At 72.3% G+C, this 23,231-nt stretch carries 18 protein-coding genes; 6 read left to right on the forward strand and 12 right to left on the reverse strand.

Features of this window, described 5'->3' with window-relative positions; all coding sequences use genetic code 11:
* Positions 1-140 precede the first annotated feature (140 nt).
* Together ACZ6MA_RS05940 and ACZ6MA_RS05945 are read right to left on the reverse strand one after the other, a co-directional pair.
* The gene (locus ACZ6MA_RS05940) at positions 141-464 is read right to left on the reverse strand and encodes a plasmid stabilization protein (RefSeq protein ID WP_469431423.1); all 324 of its coding nucleotides are present in this window, start codon (positions 462-464) and stop codon (positions 141-143) included.
* Positions 465-523: 59 nt separating this feature from the next.
* Positions 524-688: a CsbD family protein gene (locus ACZ6MA_RS05945; protein ID WP_469431425.1), complete on the reverse strand. Its 165-nt coding sequence runs from the start codon at positions 686-688 to the stop codon at positions 524-526.
* A 470-nt stretch (positions 689-1,158) separates the two neighbouring features.
* Here ACZ6MA_RS05945 and ACZ6MA_RS05950 point away from each other — a divergent pair, with 470 nt between their 5' ends.
* Positions 1,159-1,680: a DUF6328 family protein gene (locus ACZ6MA_RS05950; protein ID WP_469431426.1), complete on the forward strand. Its 522-nt coding sequence runs from the start codon at positions 1,159-1,161 to the stop codon at positions 1,678-1,680.
* A 164-nt stretch (positions 1,681-1,844) separates the two neighbouring features.
* Entirely contained in the window at positions 1,845-2,387 is a 543-nt protein-coding gene (locus tag ACZ6MA_RS05955) for a type 1 glutamine amidotransferase domain-containing protein (protein WP_469432255.1), read from the forward strand.
* 58 nt (positions 2,388-2,445) lie between these two features.
* Here the strand turns inward: ACZ6MA_RS05955 and ACZ6MA_RS05960 are convergent, their stop codons facing one another.
* On the reverse strand, positions 2,446-3,351 hold the full coding sequence (locus ACZ6MA_RS05960; protein WP_469431427.1) for a hypothetical protein: 906 nt from the start codon (positions 3,349-3,351) through the stop codon (positions 2,446-2,448).
* Between the two features lie 271 nt (positions 3,352-3,622).
* On the opposite strand from ACZ6MA_RS05960, the gene ACZ6MA_RS05965 reads away from it, so the two are divergent.
* The gene (locus tag ACZ6MA_RS05965; RefSeq protein ID WP_469431428.1) at positions 3,623-5,041 is read left to right on the forward strand and encodes a Gfo/Idh/MocA family protein; all 1,419 of its coding nucleotides are present in this window, start codon (positions 3,623-3,625) and stop codon (positions 5,039-5,041) included.
* A gap of 198 nt (positions 5,042-5,239) precedes the next feature.
* Here the strand turns inward: ACZ6MA_RS05965 and ACZ6MA_RS05970 are convergent, their stop codons facing one another.
* Entirely contained in the window at positions 5,240-5,797 is a 558-nt protein-coding gene (locus ACZ6MA_RS05970; protein ID WP_469431430.1) for a quercetin 2,3-dioxygenase, read from the reverse strand.
* A gap of 117 nt (positions 5,798-5,914) precedes the next feature.
* Between ACZ6MA_RS05970 and ACZ6MA_RS05975 the strand changes: the two genes are divergently transcribed.
* Both ACZ6MA_RS05975 and ACZ6MA_RS05980 read left to right on the forward strand, forming a co-directional pair.
* Positions 5,915-6,358: a MarR family winged helix-turn-helix transcriptional regulator gene (locus tag ACZ6MA_RS05975; RefSeq protein ID WP_469431431.1), complete on the forward strand. Its 444-nt coding sequence runs from the start codon at positions 5,915-5,917 to the stop codon at positions 6,356-6,358.
* Positions 6,359-6,385: 27 nt separating this feature from the next.
* Entirely contained in the window at positions 6,386-6,811 is a 426-nt protein-coding gene (locus ACZ6MA_RS05980; RefSeq protein WP_469431433.1) for a contact-dependent growth inhibition system immunity protein, read from the forward strand.
* A gap of 71 nt (positions 6,812-6,882) precedes the next feature.
* Here ACZ6MA_RS05980 and ACZ6MA_RS05985 read toward each other — a convergent pair whose 3' ends face one another.
* The 4 genes from ACZ6MA_RS05985 to ACZ6MA_RS06000 form a co-directional block, all read right to left on the reverse strand.
* Positions 6,883-9,153: a HelD family protein gene (locus ACZ6MA_RS05985; RefSeq protein WP_469431434.1), complete on the reverse strand. Its 2,271-nt coding sequence runs from the start codon at positions 9,151-9,153 to the stop codon at positions 6,883-6,885.
* A gap of 223 nt (positions 9,154-9,376) precedes the next feature.
* On the reverse strand, positions 9,377-9,922 hold the full coding sequence (locus tag ACZ6MA_RS05990) for a GNAT family N-acetyltransferase (protein WP_469431435.1): 546 nt from the start codon (positions 9,920-9,922) through the stop codon (positions 9,377-9,379).
* A gap of 56 nt (positions 9,923-9,978) precedes the next feature.
* Positions 9,979-11,709 carry a 2Fe-2S iron-sulfur cluster-binding protein gene (locus ACZ6MA_RS05995; RefSeq protein WP_469431436.1) on the reverse strand — a complete coding sequence of 577 codons (1,731 nt, stop codon included), beginning with the start codon at positions 11,707-11,709 and terminating at the stop codon, positions 9,979-9,981.
* Positions 11,709-14,375, reverse strand: a complete 2,667-nt coding sequence (locus tag ACZ6MA_RS06000) for a xanthine dehydrogenase family protein molybdopterin-binding subunit (protein ID WP_469431437.1) — start codon at positions 14,373-14,375, stop codon at positions 11,709-11,711. Before ACZ6MA_RS06000 ends, ACZ6MA_RS05995 begins: the two co-directional genes overlap by 1 nt.
* A gap of 285 nt (positions 14,376-14,660) precedes the next feature.
* Between ACZ6MA_RS06000 and ACZ6MA_RS06005 the strand changes: the two genes are divergently transcribed.
* The gene (locus ACZ6MA_RS06005; RefSeq protein ID WP_469431439.1) at positions 14,661-15,308 is read left to right on the forward strand and encodes a CatB-related O-acetyltransferase; all 648 of its coding nucleotides are present in this window, start codon (positions 14,661-14,663) and stop codon (positions 15,306-15,308) included.
* Positions 15,309-15,400: 92 nt separating this feature from the next.
* On the opposite strand, the gene nirD is transcribed toward ACZ6MA_RS06005, so the two are convergent.
* The 4 genes from nirD to ACZ6MA_RS06025 are packed head-to-tail and all read right to left on the reverse strand — an operon-like array spanning position 15,401 to position 23,125.
* Positions 15,401-17,209: a nitrite reductase small subunit NirD gene (nirD, locus tag ACZ6MA_RS06010; protein WP_469431441.1), complete on the reverse strand. Its 1,809-nt coding sequence runs from the start codon at positions 17,207-17,209 to the stop codon at positions 15,401-15,403.
* A complete protein-coding gene (nirB, locus tag ACZ6MA_RS06015; RefSeq protein ID WP_469431442.1) occupies positions 17,206-19,809 on the reverse strand; it encodes a nitrite reductase large subunit NirB in 2,604 nt (867 codons plus the stop codon). The genes nirD and nirB overlap by 4 nt, the downstream gene beginning before the upstream one ends.
* Positions 19,806-21,020 (reverse strand): NAD(P)/FAD-dependent oxidoreductase, encoded by a 1,215-nt coding sequence (locus tag ACZ6MA_RS06020; RefSeq protein WP_469431443.1) that lies wholly within the window; start codon positions 21,018-21,020, stop codon positions 19,806-19,808. The genes nirB and ACZ6MA_RS06020 overlap by 4 nt, the downstream gene beginning before the upstream one ends.
* A complete protein-coding gene (locus ACZ6MA_RS06025; protein WP_469431445.1) occupies positions 21,017-23,125 on the reverse strand; it encodes a molybdopterin oxidoreductase family protein in 2,109 nt (702 codons plus the stop codon). The genes ACZ6MA_RS06020 and ACZ6MA_RS06025 overlap by 4 nt, the downstream gene beginning before the upstream one ends.
* Between the last annotated feature and the right edge of the window lie 106 nt (positions 23,126-23,231).

A 23,231-nucleotide genomic window follows, 5' to 3' on the forward strand; every position in this document is an offset into this window, starting at 1 on the left:
GGTGGGGTTCGTTTAGACTCTCCCCACCCCCCCCCCCCCCGAACCCACGGACACGCGTGCCGGCGCGCGAGGCGGCGGCCACACGTCACCGCGGCCGTTCCCCAAAGGAACGGCCGCGGTGACGTGTGGCCCGTGGCTCCTCAGCGTCCCAGGGAACGCTTGAGTTCTGCCTTGTTCATCGACGAGCGGCCATGGATGTCGCGGCGTTGCGCCTCGGCGTAGAGCTGATCGTAGGTCGGCCCCTGGGCGCCGCTGTGGGAACGCTGTCCGCCCCGCTTGGAGGAGGACATGTCCTGGGTGGAACTCTTGCTCGCGGTGCGGGACTCACCGGAGCGCGCGCGTTCCTTGTTCACGGTGCGGGCGGCGATCTCCTTGGCCCGTTTCGTGCTCTCGCCGCGGTCCTCGGCGCTCTCCTTGATGTGCTCGTACTGCCGTTCACGCTTCGGACTTGATCCTTGAGGCATGTTCTCCGGTCCTTACCGTGTCCGTACCGGTCCGGTATCGGTCGCCGAATCCGGCGGTGTCAGTGCCCGAGCTTCTTCTTGGCGTCCGACACGGTCTCGTGGGCCTTGCCTTGCACCTTCTCGGCGCTGCCCTCGGCTTCCATCCGCTTGTCGTCCATGGCGCGGCCGGCCGACTCCTTGAGCTTTCCCTTGACCTGCTTGGCCTTGCCCTTTGCCTTGCTCATCGTCCGGTCTCCTTCTCTGTCGGAAGGCGGCTGCCTTCGCAACCCACCCTGTGGGCGGCCCACGAGGTCCGCAACCGCACTCGGCCTGACGTGTTCGGTTTCCTTGTTCCCCTTGTCGCGCGCGTCATGACGGGAAATCTCGCGCGGTTCGACGAGGGCATCGGCGGACGGGCGGGAGGCTTCGGCACACCCTGCCCCGCTCCGGCCGCGGACCCGCCCTGACATGGGGATATCGAACGGCGTAACGAAGCCGATCAGCGGGCAGCCGACCGGATGACGGCCTCCGTCCGCGCGCCCGGGCACACCGGGGCGGCGGACCGGCGGGAGCGGACTGCGCACACCATCGCGCTCCCCGCTCACGCCCGCGCCGGGTCCGCCCCACGGGCGGGTCCGGCGCAAGCTGAGGAGAGCGCCGGGCATCGCGTCGCGGTGACAGGACCGCCGCGAGGGAGCAGGAAGGAAGGAACCGCATGACGACGACCGGAGGGCGGGGCGGTGTCACCGGGCCCGGCGGGGAAGGACACCGCGGGCGCGACGAGTCACCCGAGGAACGGGCGGACCGGCGCTGGAACGAACTGCTCCAGGAGGTCCGCGTCACACAGACGGGTGTGCAGATCCTCTTCGGGTTCCTGCTGACCGTGGTCTTCACCCCGCGCTTCGCCACCCTGGACGACACCGATCACGTCATCTACGTCGTCACGGTCGTCCTGGGCGCGGCCACCACCGGTGCCCTGGTCAGCCCGGTCTCCTTCCACCGGATCGTGAGCGGGCGCCGGATGAAGCCGCAGACCGTCGTCTGGGCCGGCCGGCTGACCATGATCGGAGTCGTGCTGCTCCTGGCCACCGTCACCTCGGCGCTGCTGCTGATCCTGCGGATCGCGCTGCACAACGCGGCGGTGCCCTACCTGGTGGCGGGGGTGGTCGCCTGGCTGGTGCTGTGCTGGTTCGGGCTGCCCGGCTGGGCTTTGCACCGCCACAAGCCGGAGGAGTAGCCCGCGCGTGTCCGTTCGAGGGGATTCCGGTCGGACGAAGGTTTTCCCCGGCCGCCCGCCGGTCACCCGTACCGGCGTGGGGCGTAGCCGCGTGCCCTCGCCACTCCCCCTCGTCACCCGCCCTCACCGATTTCCGAACGACGAAAGGACCCATGATGAGCACCCTGCGGATCGCGTTCCTGGTGGCACCGGAAGGTGTCGAGCAGATCGAGCTCACCGACCCCTGGCAGGCGGTACTCGACGCCGGCGGCACCCCTCGGCTGGTGTCCACCGAATCCGGCCGGATCCAGGCGTTCCACCATCTGGACAAGGGCGACACCTTCGCCGTGGACGCGGACCTGGACCACACCGGCGTCGACGACTACGACGCGCTGGTCCTGCCCGGAGGCGTCGCCAACCCCGACGCCCTGCGGATGGACGAGCGGGCCGTGGCGTTCACGAAGGCGTTCTTCGACGCGGGCAAGCCCGTGGCGGCCATCTGCCACGCCCCCTGGACCCTGGTCGAGGCCGATGTCCTGCGGGGCCGGACGCTCACGTCGTGGCCCAGCCTGCGCACCGACATCCGCAACGCGGGCGGCACCTGGGTCGACGAGCAGGTCAAGGTCTGCCAGGGCGGCCCCAATACGCTCGTCACCAGCCGCAAGCCCGGTGACCTGGAGGCCTTCTGCGCCACCTTCACCAGCGAGTTCGAGAAGGCCGCGGCATGAGAAGAGGTCATCGGGAGTGCGCGGGGCACTCCCGATGACCTCTGTCGGCGGCACCCGCTCAGCGAAGATGAACGATCTTGTACATCCCCATGAAGGCATGCGGCCGACCGCTGTCCTCGTCGGGGACGAAGCAGGTCAGCGCGTAGGTCCCGGGCTTCAGGCCGTGCAGGTGCAGCAGTGCCGTGTGACCGGGCGAGATACCGCCGAAGCCCACCGGCAGACCGGTGAACGGTGACTTCGGCTGCTTGCCCTTCGCCATCGCGGCGAAGTACTTCCCGAGCGTGCGGTCGGTGGTACCCGCGACGACCCGCTGGATCTGCGCCTCGTGGATCTCGGACGAGGGGTTGCGGAACAGGATGGGCTTGTGGACGGAGTGCAGTCCCTCGGTCCGGAAACGCGGTCCCGCGGCGGTGTCACGGAAGGTCACGGTGGCGTGCGGCGACCTCGTCAGGTCCCTGTGGTGCCCGCCGTGCCTGCCGTGCAGTTCGAGGGACGTCATCACCGGCTTCGTGGGGTGGGCCAGGAACGCCGTGAAGTCGAGCAGGTAGACCGTGCCGGCCGGGATCGACGTGATGAATTCCTCGTGGACCTTCCGGGTGACGAAGGCTCCGCCCAGCGCCTCGGCCTCGGCCTCGAACGCCCGCATTCCGGCCGCGGCCTTGGACGGGGTGTCGCTGACCGCGTCGGCCAGGTCCCGGAGCACCCGGTGGATGTGGACGCCGTGGTGCGGGCGGACGACCTGGAGCTGACGGCCGTCCTTGGCGTCGGTCGAGACCCGGAAGGCGACCCGGCCGCTCCGGTGGTGGTGCGGTGCCTTGATGCCGGAGGCGTTGACGGTGACGTCGACCGGGGACGTACCGTGCCGCTGCGCGGTGGCGCCGCTCGCTCCGCCCACGGTGGTGGCGAAGGCGAGTGCGGCGACGGCCGCCGTCCGCACGCCGCGTCTGAACAGTTGACTGCGCATAGAGACCCTTCCTTCGATGATCCCCGGTACAACACATCACCGGTCGCGGACCCGATGAAGCCGATGGCGGCCGGATTCGAACCAATCGGGCTATGGCCGTCTCGGTGACGGGGCCCCCGGGTGTCCGGCGGCGCCCTCGCGGCCGGCACCGGCGGCGGGGCTCTCGCCCGCTCCGGCCCCCAGGGCCTCTTGCGCTGCGTCCGCCTCAACCGTCAAGGTCCTTACCGACGTTCACGCACGTGCAGCTCATCATCAGCTCCCGGGAGGACCGATGCACGAGCCAGCCCCGCAGCAGCACCACCGTGAGGACCCCGAGGTCAGCCGTCGCACCGTGCTGAGGTCCGCGGGCGCCGCCGGCGCCGGACTCGGGGTGGGGCTCGGTGGTCTCGGCGCGACGAGCGCCGCGGCCGCCCCGCACGCCCCTGACGAGCCGGCCTGGCCGGCCCGTCAGGGCAAGACCATGATCGGTACGCCGTTCGAGCGGCGCGGCACCGTCCGGGTCGGAATCATCGGCCTGGGCAATCGCGGCGACGCGATGACCGACCTGTTCCTCGCCGTGCCCGGGGTCCAGGTCAACGCGGTGTGCGATCCGGTCAGAGCGAAGGCGGAGAAGGTCGCCGCCAAGGTCACGGCCGCGGGCCGGCCGGCGCCGGCGCTCTACACCAAGGGCGACGACGACTACGAGCAGCTCTGCGCGCGCGGCGATCTGGACTTCGTCTACGTCGCGACGCCCTGGGAATGGCACTTCCCCATGGCCGAGGCCGCGCTGCGCAACGGCAAGCACGTCGGCGTCGAGTGTCCGCTCGCCATGGAACTCGACCAGCTGTGGACGTTGGTGGACCTTTCGGAGCGCACCCGCCGGCACTGCATACAGATGGAGAACTGCTGTTACGGCAGGAACGAGATGCGGGTCCTGCGCATGGCCCACGCGGGCCTCTTCGGCGACCTCCTGCACGGCGCGGGCGCCTACATCCACGATCTGCGCGGCCTGATGTTCTCGCCGACGTACTACGAGGGCCCGTGGCGGCGGCTCTGGCACACCCGGCTCAAGGGCGACGTCTACCCCAACCACGGATTCGGGCCGGTCGCCAACTACATGGACGTCAACCGCGGGGACCGCGCGGTGCGCATCACCACGTTCGGCTCCCCCGCCCTGGGTCTGGCCGCCTATCGCGCGCGGCACATGCCGCCGGGCGACCCGAGCTGGAAGGAGAGCTACGTCCAGAGCGATATGTCGATCAGTCTCGTCCAGACGGCGAAGGGCCGCGTCATCCGGCTGGAGCACGCGGTGTCCAATCCGCATCCCTACAGCCGTCTGAACGTGCTGGGCGGCACCAAGGGCGTCTTCGAGGACTACCCGGAGCGGATCTATCTGGAGCCGGACATGTCCGACGAAGAGTGGGGCGACTTCAAGCGGTACGAGAAGTGGGACCACTGGCTGTGGAAGGAGCACGCCAATCCGCCCGGCGGGCACGGCGGCATGGACTACATCATGGTCTTCCGGTTGATGCAGTGCATGCGGCTGGGCCTGGTACCCGACTTCGACGTGTACGACGGGGCCACCTGGACCGCTCCGGTGCCGCTCAGCCATGCCTCGATCAAGGCACAGGGCGCGCCGCAGGCCATCCCCGACTTCACCCGGGGGCTGTGGCGGCAGGCCCGTCCGGGAATGGACTCGGCAAAGCCGTAGGCCTGGCCGGCGGCCCTTCGGCCACGGGCCTGCTTGCCGCCCGCGGCGGGTGCCCGTGCCGGGTGCGTCCTCATCTTCCCCGGGGGCTGGTTCTGGCTGAGCCCAGCCCGAGCCGGCCCGTCCGGCGGGGGTGCCGGCCGCGTGCGTGCGGGGGCGCGGGCCGCGGCGATCAGTTCCCGGACCGGGGCCCGGCCGCCGTCACCGGGTCCGCCACTGGTGGTCGGGCAGGAAGCGCACGTCGTACTGCTCGGGAACCCCGGCGAACTTGTGCGGTTCCGGGATGACCGGCTCGGCGGGCAGACCGAGCTGCTCGGCGGGCGCGCCGAAGTTCTCGAAGAACCGCTCGAAGGTGCCGCCGGGCCCGGCGGCGACGCCCACGACCTGGCTGTGGTGGCGCTCCATGCGGTAGGCGTGCCGGCAGTTCTTGGGCACGAAGCCGAAGTCGCCCGGGGTGAGCAGCTTCTCCTGCTGCTCACCCTCGGTGTCCTCGACGAACAGCCGGACGGCGCCGGCGGTGATGTAGAAGACCTCGTGGGTGTCGGTGTGCAGGTGGGCCGGGATGATGTCGCCCTTGGGGCCTTCGACGGTGAAGAAATTGAAGGTGTTCTCGGTCTGCTCGCCACCGGCGTAGATGGTGATCAGGTCGCCGAACAGGTGGGCGCGGTCCCCTTCGCCCTTCTCGATGAAGTAGGGCTTGCCCGGTTCCGCGGGTATGCGTGAGGCCCGCCGGTAGCGGGTGGCGTACTCGATGGTCATGTCTTCTTCTCCTCGGATCTGCCCCGTTCGAATTGTCAGGTAGCCTGACATGAAAGGGTTCGGGCAGGCAAGCCGTGAAGGTGACCCGGTCCCGCTTTCCGTCCTCGTGAGGAACAGATGCAATCCACCCGCCGCAATCTCCCCCAGCTGCTCGGCGACGCCCGGCGCTGGTTCGAAGAAGGGCTGCTGGCAGCCCTGGAAGCGGGCGGAGCGACACCTGTGTCCCCGACACAGGTACAGCTCTTCGCCGCGCTGGACGACCAGGGCACCACCATCTCGGAGCTCGCACGGCGCATGGGCGTCACCCGTCAGACCGCGCACCAGGCCGTGCACGGCCTGGTCGCCGCCGGACTGCTCGAACAGACCCCCGACCCCGCCTCGGCCCGGCAGCGGCTGATCCGGCGTACCGCGGAAGGGGAACGGGCCCACCACGAGGCCGGCCTCATCCTCGAACGGCTGGAAGAGCGGCTCGCCGAGCGGATCGGCCGGGAGAATGCCGATGCCCTGCGCACGGCACTGGAGGCGCCATGGGGCCGGCCGCCCGCCCCGCGCTCCGCGTGAGTCGCTGTTCCGGCGACAATGAACCTCATGGACCATCTGCCGCACCTCGACCGCACGCTCGATGAGCTGGACCCCCCTCACTGGGCGCCTCCTGCTTCTGACGCGACCCGTTTGGTACGCGAGGTGCATGAGTTGCGGCAGGTTCCGTTGGGCGAACTCGGTCCGGCGGATCTGCGCACTCTCGTCTCGCAACAGGTGGCACTGCCGTACGTTCTTCCGCTCGCGGTGTTCTCGCTGCTTGAGGAGCCGCTGCTTGACGCCTGCTTCTACGAGGGGGACCTGTTGCTTGCCGCCGTGAACGCCCCCGCTTCGGCCTGGGCCCCGTTTCCGGACCTCAAGACGCGGCTGCACGCCGTGGTCGCGGCCTTGCCGGAGGCAGCAGTGGCCGCCCTGCCCCGCGACGCTGCCGAGGAACTCGCCCGCTTCGTCGCCCGGCCCGCATCGCTTCGCTGACCGACAACGGCGGGATCGCCGGACCCGGACGGCTCAGGTCCGTCCGGCTGACGACGAATCCCAGACCCGGGTCACCGGCCGAGCGGCCACCGGCCGGGCACCGTGTCGGCCGGGGCCCGCAGCCGCCGGAGTCCCGCGGGCAGCGCCGCCGTGTGGAGCACGCCGAGGCGCTGCGTCGCCCGGGTGAGCGCGACGTACAGGTCGCTCACCCCGAACTCCCCCGGTTCCACCACGATCACCGTGTCGAATTCCAGGCCCTTGGCCTGCCTCGGGTCGAGCAGCACGACGGGGCTGGTCAGATCCGGGGAGGGGCCGGTGGAAGCGGCCGGGAGGGCCGCGGCCAGGGCGGGGTGGTGGCCGCGCGGGGCGATCACCGCCAGGCGGCCTTCCTCGCCCGTTCCCCGCGCGACGGCCTCGGCGACCGCGCCGGGCAGGTCCTCGGTGTGCCGCGCCCAGGGCCGTACGCCGGTGGAGCGGATCGAGCGCGGGGGTTCGAAGGCGGGGTCCACGGACCGGATCACATCGGCGGCGACCTCCATGATCTCGGTGGGCGTACGGTAGTTCACCCCCAGCCTGATGTGTTCCCAGCGGTCGCCGACGTACGGCGCGAGGATCGGCTCCCACGCGCCGCAACCGCCCGGTTCGGCGGTTTGCGCCGGGTCGCCGACCAGGGTCATCGAGCGGGTCGGGCAACGGCGCATCAGCAGCCGCCACGCCATCGCGGACAGCTCCTGCGCCTCGTCCACGATGATGTGACCGAAGGCCCAGGTGCGGTCGGCGGCGGCGCGTTCGGCGGCACTGCGGTGGTCGGCCTCCTCGTGCCGGTCGGCGAGCCGTTCCGCGTCGACCAGGTCGTGCGCGGCCAGCACCTCCGATTCCTCGTCGTCGCGGTCCTCGAACTCCTGGGTGCGGGAGCCGTAGCTGAGGTCGAGGACGCCCTGGGCGTAGGCGATCCGCTCCTGGCGCTCGGCCTCGGCGGCCGCGCGGGCCGCCGCGTCGTCCTCGCCGAGCAGTTCGGCGGCCTCGTCGAGCAGCGGGACGTCGGCGGGGGTCCAGTCGCCTCCGGTGCGGCGGATGGCCCGCGCGTCGGCTTCCGGGAGGTGCACGGGGTCGCTGAGGAAGTCGGCGACCACGCGCTCGGGGGTGAGGACGGGCCACAGCTCCTCGATGGCGGAGCGTACGCCGGGGCTGGTGGCGACGGCCTTGCCGAGCTGGGCGAGGTCGTCGGGGCCGAGGAAGTTCGGCCCGCCGTAGGGGTCGGCGCCGATCCGGTCGGCCAGTTGCGCGGTCAGCGCGTCGATGACCCGGAACGCGAAGTACGGGCGGGCGAGGTTGTGCGGCAGCCTGGTCTCGCGCGCCCGGCGCCGGGCCTCGCGGGCGATCTCGGCGTCCAGCAGCAGTTCGCCGTCCTCGTGCTCGATCACGGTCACGGGGTCGGGCAGCATCTGGTGGTCCCGCACGAATCGTGCCAGCGCGTCGGCCATGGCGGCGCCGCCCTTGACGGCGGCGGCCCGGGGGGTGTCGGTCCCGGTGGCCTTGACGCCGGGGAAGAGCTCGCCGGGCGTGGCGAGCAGGACGCCGGTCTCGCCGAGTGAGGGCAGCACCTCCGAGATGTAGCCGAGGAACGCGGGGTTGGGCCCGACGATCAGTACGGCACGGCGGGCCAGTTGCTCGCGGTGGGCGTAGAGGAGAAAGGCGGCGCGGTGCAGGGCCACGACGGTCTTCCCGGTGCCGGGGCCGCCTTCCACGACGAGGACGCCGTGGTGCGGGGCGCGGATGATGCGGTCCTGCTCGGCCTGGATGGTCTGCACGATGTCGTGCATCCGGCCGGTGCGGGAGGCGTCCAGCGCGGCGAGCAGGACGGCGTCCGCGTCGGTTCCCTCATGGCCGGTGCGCAGGGTGTCGGCGAGGTCCAGGATCTCGTCGTGCAGGGCGGTGACCCGGGGCCCCTCGGTGGTCAGGTGGCGCCTGCGGCGCAGGCCCATGGGGGTGTGCGCGGTGGCGAGGTAGAAGGGGCGGGCGACCTCCGCCCGCCAGTCGACGACGAGCGGTGTGCGGTCCTCGTCGTCGCGCCGGATGCCGATGCGGCCGATGTGGTGGTCGCGTCCGTCCCGGAACACCAGCCGGCCGAAGCAGAGTCCGTTCTCCCCGGCGTCGAAGGCCGCGAGGAGCCCGGACCGCTCGGCGACCAGCACATCACGTTCGAGGCGCGCCTGAAGTCCGTTGCCCGTCGGAGCCAGGGCGTGCCGCACCGACGCCTCGGCATCGGCTCGCAGTTCGGCGAGGCGGTCGTGGAGCAGTTCGATGAATTCCTGCTCCTGTGCCCAATTCTCGTTTGACAATTTCGCTCCCACCCGGATAGCATGGCTTCATAACGCTTCTCCATGCCGCGATTCTGTCTGGGCATGGAATTCTCCAATATACGCAGAGGAATACCCCGGCCGTCAATACGTCCGGGGTATTCCTCTTTTGTCGTCCGACCGAGAATGCGCACGCGCTACCACGAGCACGGGCTCGGTGCCGCGTGGGACCGCTGGCGCCCCTCCCCTCCCCCGCCCCGCGTCCTTACTCGCCGGACGTGGGGACCCAGAAGCGCAGCTTTTGCCGTCGCTGGTCCTCATAGACCCCGCCGCAGGCCTCGATCACCTTGCGGGAAGCGACGTTGTCCGGATCGCAGGTGATCAGTGCCCGGTCGATGCCGAGGTCACGGGCGACCGGGAGCGCGGCGCGCAGCATCGCCGTGGCGTGCCCGCGGCGGCGCGCGGAGGGCCGTATGTCGTAGCCGATGTGGCCGGCCCATTCCAGCAGCGGCGGGGTCAGGAACGGGCGGATACCCAGACGGCCCAGGTAGGTGTCCCCGGCGGTGTACCACAAGGTGGTGCACGGCACGTGGCCTTCGGGGCGGGGGGTGTCCGCGAGGGCGTCCGCGCGGACCGCCGCCACGTAGTCCGCGAAGACATGGGGGTCACGCCACCGGGTGCCGTACGCGCGCAGAGCCCTGCCGACCATCGAGTTGTCGTCCGGGCCTCCCCGGCCCTCCGCCGCGAACTCGTCCATGGCGTCGACGAACGACGCGTGCACCCGCACATCCGGTGTGATCAATTTCGTCATCGGACCATTGTGCGCGCCTCTCCTCGTTCCCCCTTCGCTCCCCCTTCTTTCCCCCCTCATTCCACGAGGGACAGCTCCCAGAGGGTCTCCCAGGCACAGGTGTGCGCGTAGTCGGGCGGCAGATGCCGTGCGTAGCGCTCCTGGGCGATGGCCGTCTGGCTCACCATGCTCCGGCTCAGCAGAAGGTTCTCCCGCTCGTCCCGTCCGGGCGCGTAGCCCGCGACGAACGCGTCGAACGGCACGCCCTCGCCGAGGTGGGCGAGGGCGGTGCCGAGGCTTCTCAGGGGGCCGGTCATATGGCGGCGGGCCGCGCTGTGGAACTGCCCGCCGCGCCGGTAGGACTGGTCCAGGAGCATGCAGACGGCCCAGTAGTGCAGATTCGCCAGATGACGCAGGGCCGGTACGGTCTCGTCGCGGACGGGCTCACCGGACGGGGGGAGACCGGTGGCGTGGTGGAGGGGGATCACCGGGTGGTCCGGGCTGGTGGGATCCCACACCTCCCGTGCGCCCAGCAGAGCCGGGTGGGTCCCTTCGAACAGCGCGCGGAACAGGTCGAAGTGCTCGCTCTCGCCCTCCTCGCGGAGCACGTCGAGCCGGGCCTGCCAGGCGGGGTAGTCCAGGCGGTCGGGTTCGCGCTTCTCCAGCAGTGCGAGCACTCTGGCGACCTTGCGGTACAGGCTGCCGACCTGGTTGGGGCGTGGCCGCGCCCGTCTGCCCGCGCCGAGCACCTCGTAGAGCTTCTCGATGAAGGCACGGTCCTCGGGCGTGTGCGGCCGGTCCGGGTCGACCGCGTCCGGTGAGGCCTCCACGTAGACGTATTTCGCGAGGGTCTGGAGGCTCAGCGGCTCCAGCGCGAAGTCGAAGGGATAGATGTCCTTCTCGTACGGGAACTGCTGCCGCCCGAGGTGGGGGGCCGAACCCAGTGCCACGAGAAGGCCGTTGACGATGTCGAGGTGTGTCATCTCCTCGATCGCCACCCCCATCAGATGCAGCGGCCGGCCGCCGTAGCGGTGGCTGGGCCAGCCCGCCAGATGGGCGTAGCGGGGAACTTTGACCGAGAAGGCGGCGTACAGGTACTGGACGAGCAGGGAGTGTTCGATCTCGGCACCGTCGCGCAGCAGCCGGACCAGCTCGAGCGTCGGGTCGTCGAAGAGCGGGGTGTACCCGAGCGCGTCGGCTTCCCCGGCCGACAGACGGGCCGTCGCCGCCCGGGCCGGTGTCGTACGGGCGGGCGGGCCGGTCTCCCGCGTGGGGGCCGGTTGGGCCCGGTGCTCGTCCGTGGCGGCCGTCGCGACGGCGACGACCGCCTCCCGGTACCGGTGGTAGCCGGTGCACCGGCATACGTGCGGACCGAGCACGGCGTCGACGAGCCCTTCCACGCCCTGTTCGTCGCTCTCCTCCCCGGCGTGTTCCACGGCGACGTGCCCCGCGATCGCGAACCCCGGTGCGCAGTAGCCGCATTGGAAGGCGTCCCGTTCGAGGAACGCCTCCTGGACCGGGTGCAGGGTGTCTCCCGTCGCGAGCCCCTCGACGGTGACGACGTCCCAGCCGCGCACGTGCCGCATGCTCGTCATGCAGGACTGCCGGGTCACCAGCGGGGCGCCGGGGCGGGTGCGGACGGCGACGGTACAGGCGCGGCACTCGCCGATCGAGCAGCCGATCTTGGTGCCGGTCAGTCCCAGGTCCTCGTGCAGGAAGTGCACGAGCGACATGTCGCCCGGGACGTCCCGTCCGGTGTGGCGGGTGCCGTTGACGGTGAGGTCGAGTTCGGTCTCCGGTTCGCGCATCACGGCCGTCCGGCGGGGAGGGGGAGGTCGGCCACCCGGATCGGGGTGGTCGTGGGCCAGCAGCCGTCACCGGTGTGGCCGAGGGCGTGCGCGACCGCGTTGGCGATGGCGGGGCTGACGGTCGTCATGGTGGCCTCGCCGATGCCCTTGTGGCGCAGCACGGGGCCGTTGCCCGCCAGCACACCGTCCGGAGGCAGCGGGACGAGGACCGTCTCCCGTCGGATCGCGTTGACGTCGGCGTAGCGCGGCAACCGGTAGCGGTCGAAGTTGACGAAGGGGCCGGTGCCCGCTTCCTGGGGCAGTTCCTCGTAGAGGGTGTGCGAGATGCCCATCGCGAGTCCGCCTTCCACCTGTCCTTCGATCACGGACGGCAGCAGGGGGTCGCCGGCGTCGAGGAAGGTGACGGCGTCGACGACCCGGATCGTCCCCTGCCGGGGAGAGATGCGCACGCCGACGAGATGGCCGGCCGCCGCGTACAGGGACCGGGGGACCGTCGCCTTCCCCGGCCCTTCGCCGGGGGGCGGTCGCAGCGGTCCGGCGTACTCCGGGAGGACGACCGGCTCTTCGGGGGTGGGCGCGAAGCCGAGGGCGTCGATGTCCATCGCGTGCTCGGTGCCGTCGACGCGGAACGTGGCCCCGGACCAGCCGTTGCAGAAGTAGCCGTGGGCGATGGCGTAGGCCGCCTGGCCGGTGCGCCGGAGTTCCGCGGCCAGTGCGGGCAGGGTGACGGCAGGGTGGCCGGGCAGGCGGAAGGCGCCGTCCTGCCAGGCCGCCAGCAGCACGTCGTCGGCGAGGGAGGGCATGCCCAGCAGCGTGCGCGCCGCCGGGACGAGCCGCAGCCGCAGCAGCGCGCGGCAGGTCTCCCGCAGGACGTGTACGTGGAAGAACGCCGTTTTGGAGGCACTGCTGGCGCCGTGGGCGAGCTTGATTCCCGCGGGGCGGTGTTTGCCCAGGTCGTCGACCTGTTTTTCGAACTTCTCGAAGGGGCCGACCACGCCGAGGCGGACGTCCACGGGCGCGCCGAGGAGTTCTTGGGCGGCGTGCTCCAGGGAGCGGCGGGCTCCCTGGCCCATGTCGACGTTCTGCCCCCAGACCTCCACGCGTCCGTCGTCGGTGAGGTGAACGGCGCTGTAGACGCTGTCCTGGCTGGTGCCGAAGGCTTCCATGCAGCAGGCGAAGCCCACGCCGTAGAGGGTGCCGTCGGCCGGCCGGGGGTCGTTGCGGGTGCGCCACAAGGGGTGTTCCCGCGCGGCGGCGCAGATCTCGGCGGTCGCGACGTGGAACCGCAGCGGTGTTCCGGCGAGGTCGACGTCGCCTTCGTCGGGGTCCGGGCCGGTGCGGGGGCGCAGGACGTTCGCGAGCCGGAAGGCGATGGGGTCCGTGCCCAGGCGGAGCACGGCGAGGCGGTCGAGGGCGGTTTCGAGGTTGAACGCGACCTGGGGGATGCCGAATCCCCGCATCGATCCGACGGCGGGGATGGGCCGTTCGAGCACGATGCCGTGGACGGAGGCGCGGGGGACGCGGTAGGGGCCGGTGGCGTGCAGGGCCGCCAGTCCGAGTACGGCCCCGTTGAGGTTGGCCTCGACGCCGCCCCGCAGGACGATGAAGGAACGCATGGCCCGCAGTCGTCCGTCGGGGCCGGTGCGGACCCAGCTGCGGACGGCGGATCCGTGGCGTTTGAGGCCGCCTTGGAATTGTTCGCGCCGGTCGTAGGCCAGCCGGACCGGCACCGGGGAGAAGACCGCGGCGAGCGCGAGGTAGAAGGTGAAGGGTGACTTGTCCCGCCCGCCGAAGCCGCCGCCGCTGTCGGTCGTGGTCAACCGGACGGCTTTCACCAACGGGTTGCCGGCGCCGACGAGCCTGCGCACATCGGGCACGTCGCCGTGCGGGGACTGGGTGCCGAGGAGCAGGTGCAGGGTGCCGGTCGTACGGTCCAGCCAGCCGAGTCCGGATTCGGGCTCCAGGAACGCGGGGTCGGTCTGCTGGGTGAAGGTCGTCGTGACGAGCTGGGTCTCCGCGGGGTCGGCCGGTTCGGCTTCGAGGGCTGTGAACAGCTCGTCCGCCTCGGTGTCGGGCTGGCCGTCGCGGAGGAAGGAGGTGCCGTCGTAGGTGCTGATCCGCCCCCGGTTCCAGTGGGAATAGCCCTGGGGAACCGTGGTGTCGAGCAGGAAGTGGGCCTGGCGCTGGGCACCGGTGAACCGCAGGTGGGTCCACTCCTCCAGTTCCTGGGCCGGCGTGGGCGCCGGGCCGGTCGCCGTGGGCGGCCCGTAGACCAGGGGGCCGGCGTCCTCGCGCAGTTCCCGGGCCGCCCGGCGGAAGCGTGGGAAGTCGCCGTAGACGGCGATGGCGACGGGCTGCCCGAGGTAGTCGGCCACCTCTCCTTCGGGGAGCAGGGCCTGGACGGACTCGGCGGAGATCTGGTTGCGGTAGGGCGGGGAGGTGAGGTCCTGGGCCCGTACGAGGGTGTCGGGCCGCAGCTCGGCGGGGAGCGGGCCGAGGTCGAGACCGAGGTAGGGCCGGTCGACGTGACTGCTGCGCAGCAGCAGGGCGTGGGCGCAGTCGGCGGGCCACCCCTGGTCGGCGAGGTCGCGCGGGCGGTAGTCGCTCGCGAAGACCTTCGCGCCGGTGATCTTCCGCCGTCGGATGTCGGCCGGGGCGTCAGACACGGCGGCCCGCCGGGGCGTCACCGTGCGGGACGGCGCCGGGGTGTCCCGGTGCGCGCAGATAGTCGTCCATGGTCCGACCTCGCCCCGCGGCCCGTGCACCGCCGCGGCCGCATAGGAGACATTACGGTCGGCTCCACTTCAACACAGCCGCACATCACCGGCAACGCGAGGTGGTCTCCCACCAGGGTTGACGCTCCCCCGTCAGCCGGAAGACCGGCCGCCGCCGTCCCTGGGACGGCGCACGGCATGATGGGTGCTCTCTGCAACCATTTGGAGTGATGGCCTGTGCCCCGCGTTCCCGCCGATCCCACCGCGCTCCACCCGTTTCCCGACCAGCCGCGCATCGTGCAGTTGAAGCCGCTGGTGACGTCCGCGCTGATCGACGTCGGGGAGTACTCCTACTACGACGACCCTGACGAGCCGACCGCGTTCGAGAGCCGCAATGTGCTCTATCACTACGGGCCGGAGAAGCTCGTCATCGGGAAGTTCTGCGCGCTGGGCACCGGGGTGCGGTTCATCATGAACGGGGCCAACCACCGGATGGACGGCCCCTCGACGTTCCCCTTCCCCGTCCTGGGCGGCTCCTGGGCCGAGCACTTCGACCTGTTGTCCGGGCTGCCCGGCCGGGGGGACACCGTGGTCGGCAACGACGTGTGGTTCGGCTACGGCGTGATGGTGATGCCCGGCGTCCGCATCGGGCACGGCGCGATCGTCGCCTCCGGCTCCGTCGTCGTCGACGACGTTCCCGACTACGGCATCGTGGGCGGCAACCCGGCCCGGCTCATCCGCACCCGGTTCGGCGCGTCCGACATCGCCCGGCTGCTGGCGGTGGCGTGGTGGGACTGGCCCGCCGAGCACATCACCGAGCATGTGCGCACCATCATGTCCGGCGGTGTCGGCGACCTCGAAGCGGCCGCACCGGCCGGGCGGTAGCGGGCCCCGGACCGCCGTGCCGGCACCGGCCGCCGCCCTCGACGCGGCGGCCGGTGCCGGGGCCGTATCGGGTGCCCGGGGCCCGGGGCGGGTCAGACCCCGCTCAGCCGGTGCGGGGACGGGCGCAGGTACACGGTCCAGGTCAGGGCCGAGCAGGCGACGTAGAACGCGAGGAAGGCGAGGTACGCCGCGTCGCCGTTGTGGGCGGTGTGGAAGCTCTGCCGGAAGGCGACGTTGACCAGCACCCCGCCGAAGGCGCCGATCGCGCCCGCGAGGCCGATCAGGGCGGTGGCGTGACGCTGGGCGGTGGCCTCGGCTCCGACGGCGCCGACGGCCGGGGCACGGTGGCGGGCCTTGGCCCGGTGGAGGGCGGGGATCATGCGATAGGTGGAGCCGTTGCCGATGCCGCTGAGGACGAACAGCGCGGCGAACGCGACGAGGAAGAGCGCCGGGAGATGGAGCCGGGAGGCGGTGAGGATGAGGACGGTGCCGACGGCCATGGCCGCGAAGGCCGCCAGGGTCACCCGCGCGCCGCCGTGGCGGTCGGCCAGGGTGCCGCCGACGGGCCGGGCGAGCGAGCCGAGCAGCGGCCCCAGCACCGTCAGGCAGGCGACCTTGACGGGGGTGTCGAGCTGCTGGTGGAACTGTGCCTGGAGGACCAGCCCGAAGGCGAAGCTGAAGCCGATGAACGAGCCGAACGTACCGAGGTACAGCAGGGACATCACCCAGGTGTGACGGTCCCGGGTGATCTCGCGCAGGGCGTGTCCGGCCTCCCGTGTGACCGGCACGTTGTCCATGCGCGAGGCGGCCACGACCGCGGTCAGGGCGATCAGCGGGAGGTAGATCAGGGGCAGCAGGCGCGGGTGCGCGGCACCGGCGGTGACGAGGATCAGCAGGCCGGCGAGCTGCACGGCGGGTACTCCGAGATTGCCGCCGCCCGCGTTGATGCCCAGGGCACGGCCCTTGAGGTGCTGAGGATAGAAGGCATTGATGTTGGCCATGGAGGAGGCGAAGTTGCCGCCGCCGACACCGGCCACGGCCGCGGCGACGAGCAGCGTGGAGTAGGAGACGCCGGGTTCGAGGACGACGGCGACGAACGCGGTGGGGACCAGGAGCAGCAGGGCGCTGACGACCGTCCAGTTCCGGCCGCCGAAGCGGCCGACCGCGGCCGTGTAGGGCAGGCGCAGGGCCGCGCCGACGGCTGTGGGGACGGCGGTGAGGGTGAACTTCCCGGCGGCGTCGATGCCGTACTCCGGGCCGAGGAAGAGCACGAGGACCGACCACATGCTCCAGATGGAGAAGCCGATGTGTTCGGTGAGGACGGACAGCCAGAGATTGCGCCTGGCGACGCGGGCGCCGGTGCGTTCCCAGAAGCCGGGGTCCTCCGGACGCCATTCGGTGAGGGTGCGGGCCCTCGGCCGGGCGGGCGGCGCCGGTGGTGGTGGGGTGGCCGGTCCGGTGGTCCGTACGGGCCAGGTGCGCAAGGTGGCGGGGGCGCGGTCGTCGGTACCGTCGTCGTCGAGGCAGACGCCGGTGCGCAGGTCGAATTCCTGCTTGTACATGGGTGAGATCACCACGGGGGTGCCGGCGCGGCTGCCGGTGACCCCCCGGGAGATGACGTGCGCGCCGCTGAAGGGGTCGAGGTTGGCCAGCGCGTACAGCGCCCCGGTGGCGTCGCGGAAGAGGGCGACCTGTTCGCCGCCGACGAGAGCGGTGACGCCCCGGCCGGGGGTGAGGTCGCCGTAGCGGCAGACGGTCGTCCAGCTGTCGCCGTCACCGATCTCGACGAGGGCGTCCGGGGCGGGGGCGGGGCCTGCCGCGTGCCCCGGTGGGTCCGCGCGGAGCGGGGGTTCGGGGGCGAGGGTGGCGGGGCCGGCGGGGGCGGGGGCGGTGTCGGTCATGCGGTACGCACCTTCAGGGCGGGGCCGGCGATGAGGGGCGTGGCCGTGTCGTCCACGTCGCCGGGGCGGGCGGGCCGGATCTGGGCGCGTTCGGGGACGAAGCGCACGGCGGGGTCGGGGGTTCCGGGGGCGTTGACGAAGGAGGCGAAGCGGCGCAGGCGTTCGGGGTCGTCCAGGGTCGCGGCCCATTCGTCCTGGTAGGTGTCCACATGACGTGCCATCAGCTCGTCGAGTTCGGCGCAGATGCCCAGGGAGTCGTCCATGATCACGGCGCGCAGGTGGTCGAGGCCGCCGTCGAGCCGCTCGATCCAGGGGGCGGTGCGCTCGAGCCGGTCGGCGGTGCGGATGTAGAACATCAGGAAGCGGTCGATGGTGCGCACGAGCGTGGCGCGGTCGACGTCCTGGACCAGCAGGTCGGCGTGGCGGGGGGTCATGCCGCCGTTGCCGCCGACGTAGAGGTTCCAGCCGGTGGAGGTGGCGATGACGCCGAAGTCCTTGCTCTGCGCCTCGGCACACTCGCGGGCGCAGCCGGAGACGGCGGACTTGAGTTTGTGCGGGGCGCGCAGGCCCCGGTAGCGCAGTTCGAGGTCGATGGCGAGGGCGACGGAGTCCTGGACGCCGTAGCGGCACCAGGTGTGCCCGACGCAGGACTTCACGGTGCGCAGGGCCTTGCCGTAGGCGTGGCCGGACTCGAATCCGGCGTCGACCAGGCGGCGCCAGACGGCGGGGAGCTGGTCGACGGTCGCGCCGAACATGTCGATGCGCTGTCCGCCGGTGATCTTGGTGTAGAGGCCGAAGTCGCGGGCGATCTCTCCGATGACGATGAGCCCGTCGGGGGTGATCTCGCCGCCGGGGACGCGGGGGACGACGGAGTAGGAGCCGTTGCGCTGGAGGTTGGCGAGGAAGTGGTCGTTGGTGTCCTGGAGGGCGGCCTGTTCGCCGTCGAGGATGTAGGGGGTGTCCCCGAGGGTGGCCAGGATGGAGGCGACGGTGGGTTTGCAGACGGCGCAGCCCTGGCCGCTGCCGTGTTCGGTAAGGAGCCGGGTGAAGGTGGTGATGCCCTTGACCCGGATGATCTCGTACAGTTCGGCGCGGGTGTGGGTGAAGTGCTCGCACAGCCCCCGGGCCGTCTCGCCGCCGGTGGCGGCGAGTTCGTCGGTGACCAGGGTGGTGAGGATCTTCTCGCAGCTGCCGCAGCCGGTGCCGGCCTTGGTGCACTTCTTGACCGCGGCGACGGTGGCGCAGCCGCCTTGTCCGACCGCGGTGCGGATCGTGCCCTTGCTGACGTTGTGACAGGAGCAGACGACGGCGTCGTCGGGCAGGGCTGCGGCCCCCACCGGGCCGCCCGAGGGGCCGGCCGAGGTGGGCAGCAGGAGCTGTTCGGGCGGTACGGGCAGGGGGGTGCCGCTGCCGGTGAGGGGCCGGAGGGTGGCGTAGGAGTCGGCGTCGCCGACGAGGATGCCGCCGAGCAGGGTGCCGTCGGGGCCGATGACGAGTTTTTTGTAGACGCCGGCCCGGCTGTCGGCGTAGACGACGTCGAGGGCGCCTTCGGTGGTGCCGTGGGCGTCGCCGAAGCTGGCGACGTCGACGCCGAGGAGTTTGAGTTTGGTGGAGGTGTCGGCGCCGGTGAAGTCGCGCTCGGCGCCGCCCAGTCGGCGGGCGGCGGTCTCCGCCATGGCGTAGCCGGGGGCCACCAGCCCGTAGACGCGCCCGTCGGCGGCCTGGGCGCATTCGCCGATGGCGTGGACGCGGGGGTCGGCGGTGCGGCAGCCGCTGTCGACGACGATGCCGCCGCGGTCGCCGACGGGCAGGCCGCAGTCGCGGGCGAGCTGGTCCCTGGCCCGTACGCCCGCGGAGAAGACGACGAGGTCCGCGTCGAGGACGGTGCCGTCGGAGAGGGCCAGTGCGCGGACCCGGCCGTCGGCGTCGGTGTCGATCCGTTCGGCGGCGGCTCCGGTGTGGACGGACACCCCCAGCTCCTCGATCTTTCGGCGCAGTGCCGCGCCGCCGGCGTCGTCGATCTGGAGGGCCATCAGGCGGGGGGCGAATTCGACGACGTGGGTGTGCAGGCCCAGGGCGCGCAGGGCTCCGGCGGCCTCCAGGCCGAGGAGTCCGCCGCCGACGACGACGCCGGTGCGCGCTCCCGCGGCGCGGGAGCGGATGGCGGTGACGTCCTCGATGGTGCGGTAGACGTGGCAGCCGTCGGCGTCGTGGCCGGGGACGGGAGGTACGAAGGGGTACGAGCCGGTGGCCAGGACCAGTGCGTCGTAGCCGATCCGGGCGCCGGAGGCGGTGGTGACGGTGCGCCGGTCCCGGTCGATGGCGGTGGCGGGGTCCCCCAGGCGCAGGTCGATGCCGTGGGAGTCGAGGAAGCCGGGCGGGGTGAGGGCCAGGTCCTCCGCGCCGGTGCCGGTGAAGGTGGCGGTGAGGTGCACGCGGTCGTAGGCGGGGCGGGGTTCCTCGGCCAGTACGGTGACGCGCCACCGGCGGTCGGCGTCCTCGTTCTCGTACAGCGCTTCCAGGAAGCGTTGGCCGACCATGCCGTGCCCGACCAGGACGAGGCTGCTGCGGCTGTCGGTGGCGTCGGTCGGTGGCGTCACGGGCGTGCTCCTTCGTGGATCAGGTACAGGGGGTCGGCGGGGAGGTCCTCGTCGTGCTGCCATACGGCGAGCAGGTCGCCGATGGTGGTGAGGTCGCCGAGGAGGACGGCGCCCGCCAGGCGGTCGCCGCGTCGGACGAGCTTCTTGTGGGTGCCGCGGGTGGCGTCCGCGAGGCGCAGCACCTCGTGGTCGCGGTGCCGGTCGGCGGCCGGGTCACCGAGGGCGGCCAGGTGCACGGGGCCCGCGGTCAGCCGGGTCAGGGGGCGGGCGCCGGTGTAGCGGGCGTGCGGGTCGGCGCCGGAGAGGAGGGCGGCCAGGGTGTCCGCCTGCCGCCAGGCGGGGTCGGCCAGACCGTGGACGACACCCCGGTGTTCGGCGCAGTCGCCGAGGGCGTAGGTGTCGGGGGCGGAGGTCGCCAGGCGGTCGTCGACGACGATTCCCCGGCGCACGTCGAGCCCGGCGGCCCGGGCCAGTCGGGTGCGGGGGCGGACCCCGCAGGCCAGGACCACGAGGTCGGCGGCCAGGCGGGGGCCGTCGGCGCGGGCGACGGCGCTCACGTGGCCGGTGCCGTGCAGGGCGGGCGACCGGTCGCCGAGGTGGGTGGCGATACCGAGGCCGGTCAGCTGGCGGCGCAGTGCCGCCGCCGACTCGGCGTCGAGCTGGCGCTCCATCAGATGCGGGCCGCGGTGGACGAGGTCGACGCGCGGTCCGAGAGTGGCGAGGGCCCTCGCCGTGCTGACGCCCAGCACTCCCCCGCCGATGACGACGACCCGTTCGGCGCGGGCGGCGGCGTCGGCGATCCGGCGGCAGTCGGTGCGCGTGCGCAGCGGGTGGACACCGCCGAGGAGAGCGCCGTCCGGGGTGCGCGAGCCCGGCAGGGGTGGCAGCACGGGGCTCGCGCCCGTGGCCAGGACCAGGGTGTCGTAGGCGGCGTGCTCACCGTCGGCGAGGACGATCTTGTGCGCGTCCACGTCGAGGGTGACGACCTCGGTGCCGGTCCGGAGCGTGGTGCCCTCGCCGTAGGGGAGGTCGGTGGCGGTGTAGCGGCCGGTGAGAACCTCGGTGAGCAGGGTCCGGTTGTAGGGGGCGTGGGGTTCGGCGCCGTAGAGCGTCAGCTCGATGTGGCCGGGGGCGCTGTGGGCCTGGAGCTGTCGGGCGAGGCGGGCGGCGGCCATGCCGGCGCCGATGACCGCGATCCGGTGGGGGCTCATGACTGCTCTCCGGTGTTCGCCTTCTCCACCCGGACGGCGCATACCTTGAATTCGGGCATTTTCGAGACCGGGTCGAGGGCGGGGTTGGTCAGGGTGTTGGCGCGGCCCGCGCCGGGCCAGTGGAACGGCATGAAGACGGTGTCGGGGCGGATGGCGTCGGTGATCCGGGCGGGGGCCAGGGCCCGGCCGCGGCGGCTGGTGACGGCCAGCAGCTGCCCCTCGGTGACGTCGAGGCGCGTGGCGAGGCGGGGGTGCAGTTCGACGAAGGGGCCGGGCGCGGCGGCGTTGAGTTCGGGTACGCGCCGGGTCTGCGCCCCGCTCTGGTACTGGGCGGTGACCCGGCCGGTGGTCAGGTGCAGCGGGTAGTGGGCGTCGGGTTCCTCGGCGGCCGGGCGGTGCGAGACGGCGGCGAAGCGGGCCCGGCCGTCGGGCGTGGCGAACCGGTCGAGGAAGAGCCGCGGGGTGCCCGGGTGGGTGGGGTGGGGGCAGGGCCAGAAGACGCCGTCCTCGGCCCGGATGCGGGGGTAGCTGATGCCCGCGTAGTCGGCGGGGCCGCCCGCGGAGGCGCGGCGCAGCTCCTCGAACGCCTCTTGCGGGTCCTCGGGGAAGCCCTGGGGGACGCCCAGGTGCGCGGCGAGTGCGTGCAGCACCTGGAGGTCGGTGCGGACCCCGTCGGGCGGGGTGAGCGCGGCCTGGCGGAGGATGACCCGGCCCTCCAGGTTGGTGGTGGTGCCGGTCTCCTCGGCCCACTGCGCCACGGGCAGGACCACGTCGGCCAGTGCCGCGGTCTCCGAGAGCACGACATCGCTGACGGCGAGGAAGTCCAGGGCCGCGAGGCGTTCGGTGACGTGGGCCGCGCGCGGCGCGGAGACCACCGGGTTGGAGCCCGCCACCAGCAGGGCCTTGACACCGCCGGGGGTGCCGAGGCCGTCCAGCAGCTCGTACGCGCTCACCCCCGGGCCCGGCAGCGTGGCGGGGTCCACACCCCACACCCCCGCGACATGGGCGCGGTCGGCCGGGTCGGTGAGGGAGCGGTAGCCGGGCAGCTGGTCGGCCTTCTGGCCGTGTTCGCGGCCGCCCTGGCCGTTGCCCTGCCCGGTCAGGCAGCCGTAGCCGCTGCCGGGCCGGCCGGCCTTGCCGGTGGCCAGGCACAGGTTGATCCACGCGCCGACGGTGTCGGTGCCCTTGCTGTGCTGCTCGGCGCCCCGGGCGGTGAGGACCATCGCGGTGGGGGCCTCGGCGAACCTCCGGACCGCCTCGCGCATCCGCGGCACCGGTACGCCGGTGAGCTGTTCGACCCGCTCGGGCCAGTGCGCCATCGCCGCCGCCCGCGCCTGCTCGAAACCGGTGGTGCGGCCGGCGATGAACTCCTCGTCCAGGTGGCCGTCGGCGATGGCCAGGTGCAGCAGTCCCAGGGCGAGCGCGAGGTCGGTGCCCGGGACCGGGCGCAGGTGGGTGTCGGCCTGTTCGGCGGTGCGGGTGCGGCGCGGGTCGACGACGATCAGGTGGCCGCCGTTGCGGCGCAGGGCGGTGAAGTACCGCAGCAGGGGCGGCATGGTCTCGGCGGGGTTGGCGCCGACCAGGATGACGCACCCGGCGGTGGCGATGTCCTCGACCGGGAAGGGCAGCCCCCGGTCGACGCCGAACGCCGCCCGGTGGGCCGCGGCGGCCGACGACATGCAGAACCGTCCGTTGTAGTCGATGTGCGGGGTGCGCAGCACGACACGGGCGAACTTGCCCAGCAGATAGGCCTTCTCGTTGGTCAGGCCGCCGCCGCCGAAGACTCCGGTGGCCTCGGGCCCGTAACGGGCGGCGGCCTCCTTCAGCCCGGCCGCGACCCGCCCGAGGGCCTCGTCCCAGGACGCCGGGACGAGCGTGCCGGTAGCCGGGTCGCGGACGAGCGGGGACGTCAGCCGCACGGCCGGGTCCAGGACGGCCGCGGCGGTTCGCCCCTTGCCGCACAGCGCGCCCTGGTTGACGGGGAAGCCGGGCCGCTCGACGACCTCCACGGGAGGCACGCCGGGCCCGGCGCCGGGGGAAGGGCGTCGCAGCCCCATGCCGCACTGCAGTGCGCAGTACGGGCAGTGCGTGTCGGTCGTCGTCATACCGACGAGGTTCGTCCCCGGCCGTTTCACGGCGGCGTCCGCGATGTTGCGCGCGGGGTACGGGTTCCTCATACCGCCCGGAGACCGTGGTGATGTCCACGACATG

The organism is Streptomyces sp. NPDC042259, assembly GCF_055582085.1.

Bases quoted from the DNA above. Each gene is read 5' to 3' on its own strand.
- ACZ6MA_RS05965 (WP_469431428.1), top strand. From the start codon at position 3,623: ATGCACGAGCCAGCCCCGCAGCAGCACCACCGTGAGGACCCCGAGGTC.
- ACZ6MA_RS05975 (WP_469431431.1), top strand. From the start codon at position 5,915: ATGCAATCCACCCGCCGCAATCTCCCCCAGCTGCTCGGCGACGCCCGG.
- ACZ6MA_RS05960 (WP_469431427.1), bottom strand. From the start codon at position 3,351: ATGCGCAGTCAACTGTTCAGACGCGGCGTGCGGACGGCGGCCGTCGCC.
- ACZ6MA_RS05990 (WP_469431435.1), bottom strand. From the start codon at position 9,922: ATGACGAAATTGATCACACCGGATGTGCGGGTGCACGCGTCGTTCGTC.
- ACZ6MA_RS06025 (WP_469431445.1), bottom strand. From the start codon at position 23,125: ATGACGACGACCGACACGCACTGCCCGTACTGCGCACTGCAGTGCGGC.
- ACZ6MA_RS05995 (WP_469431436.1), bottom strand. From the start codon at position 11,709: ATGCGCGAACCGGAGACCGAACTCGACCTCACCGTCAACGGCACCCGC.
- ACZ6MA_RS05940 (WP_469431423.1), bottom strand. From the start codon at position 464: ATGCCTCAAGGATCAAGTCCGAAGCGTGAACGGCAGTACGAGCACATC.
- ACZ6MA_RS05945 (WP_469431425.1), bottom strand. From the start codon at position 688: ATGAGCAAGGCAAAGGGCAAGGCCAAGCAGGTCAAGGGAAAGCTCAAG.
- ACZ6MA_RS05970 (WP_469431430.1), bottom strand. From the start codon at position 5,797: ATGACCATCGAGTACGCCACCCGCTACCGGCGGGCCTCACGCATACCC.
- ACZ6MA_RS05980 (WP_469431433.1), top strand. From the start codon at position 6,386: ATGGACCATCTGCCGCACCTCGACCGCACGCTCGATGAGCTGGACCCC.
- ACZ6MA_RS05950 (WP_469431426.1), top strand. From the start codon at position 1,159: ATGACGACGACCGGAGGGCGGGGCGGTGTCACCGGGCCCGGCGGGGAA.
- nirD (WP_469431441.1), bottom strand. From the start codon at position 17,209: ATGACCGACACCGCCCCCGCCCCCGCCGGCCCCGCCACCCTCGCCCCC.
- ACZ6MA_RS06020 (WP_469431443.1), bottom strand. From the start codon at position 21,020: ATGAGCCCCCACCGGATCGCGGTCATCGGCGCCGGCATGGCCGCCGCC.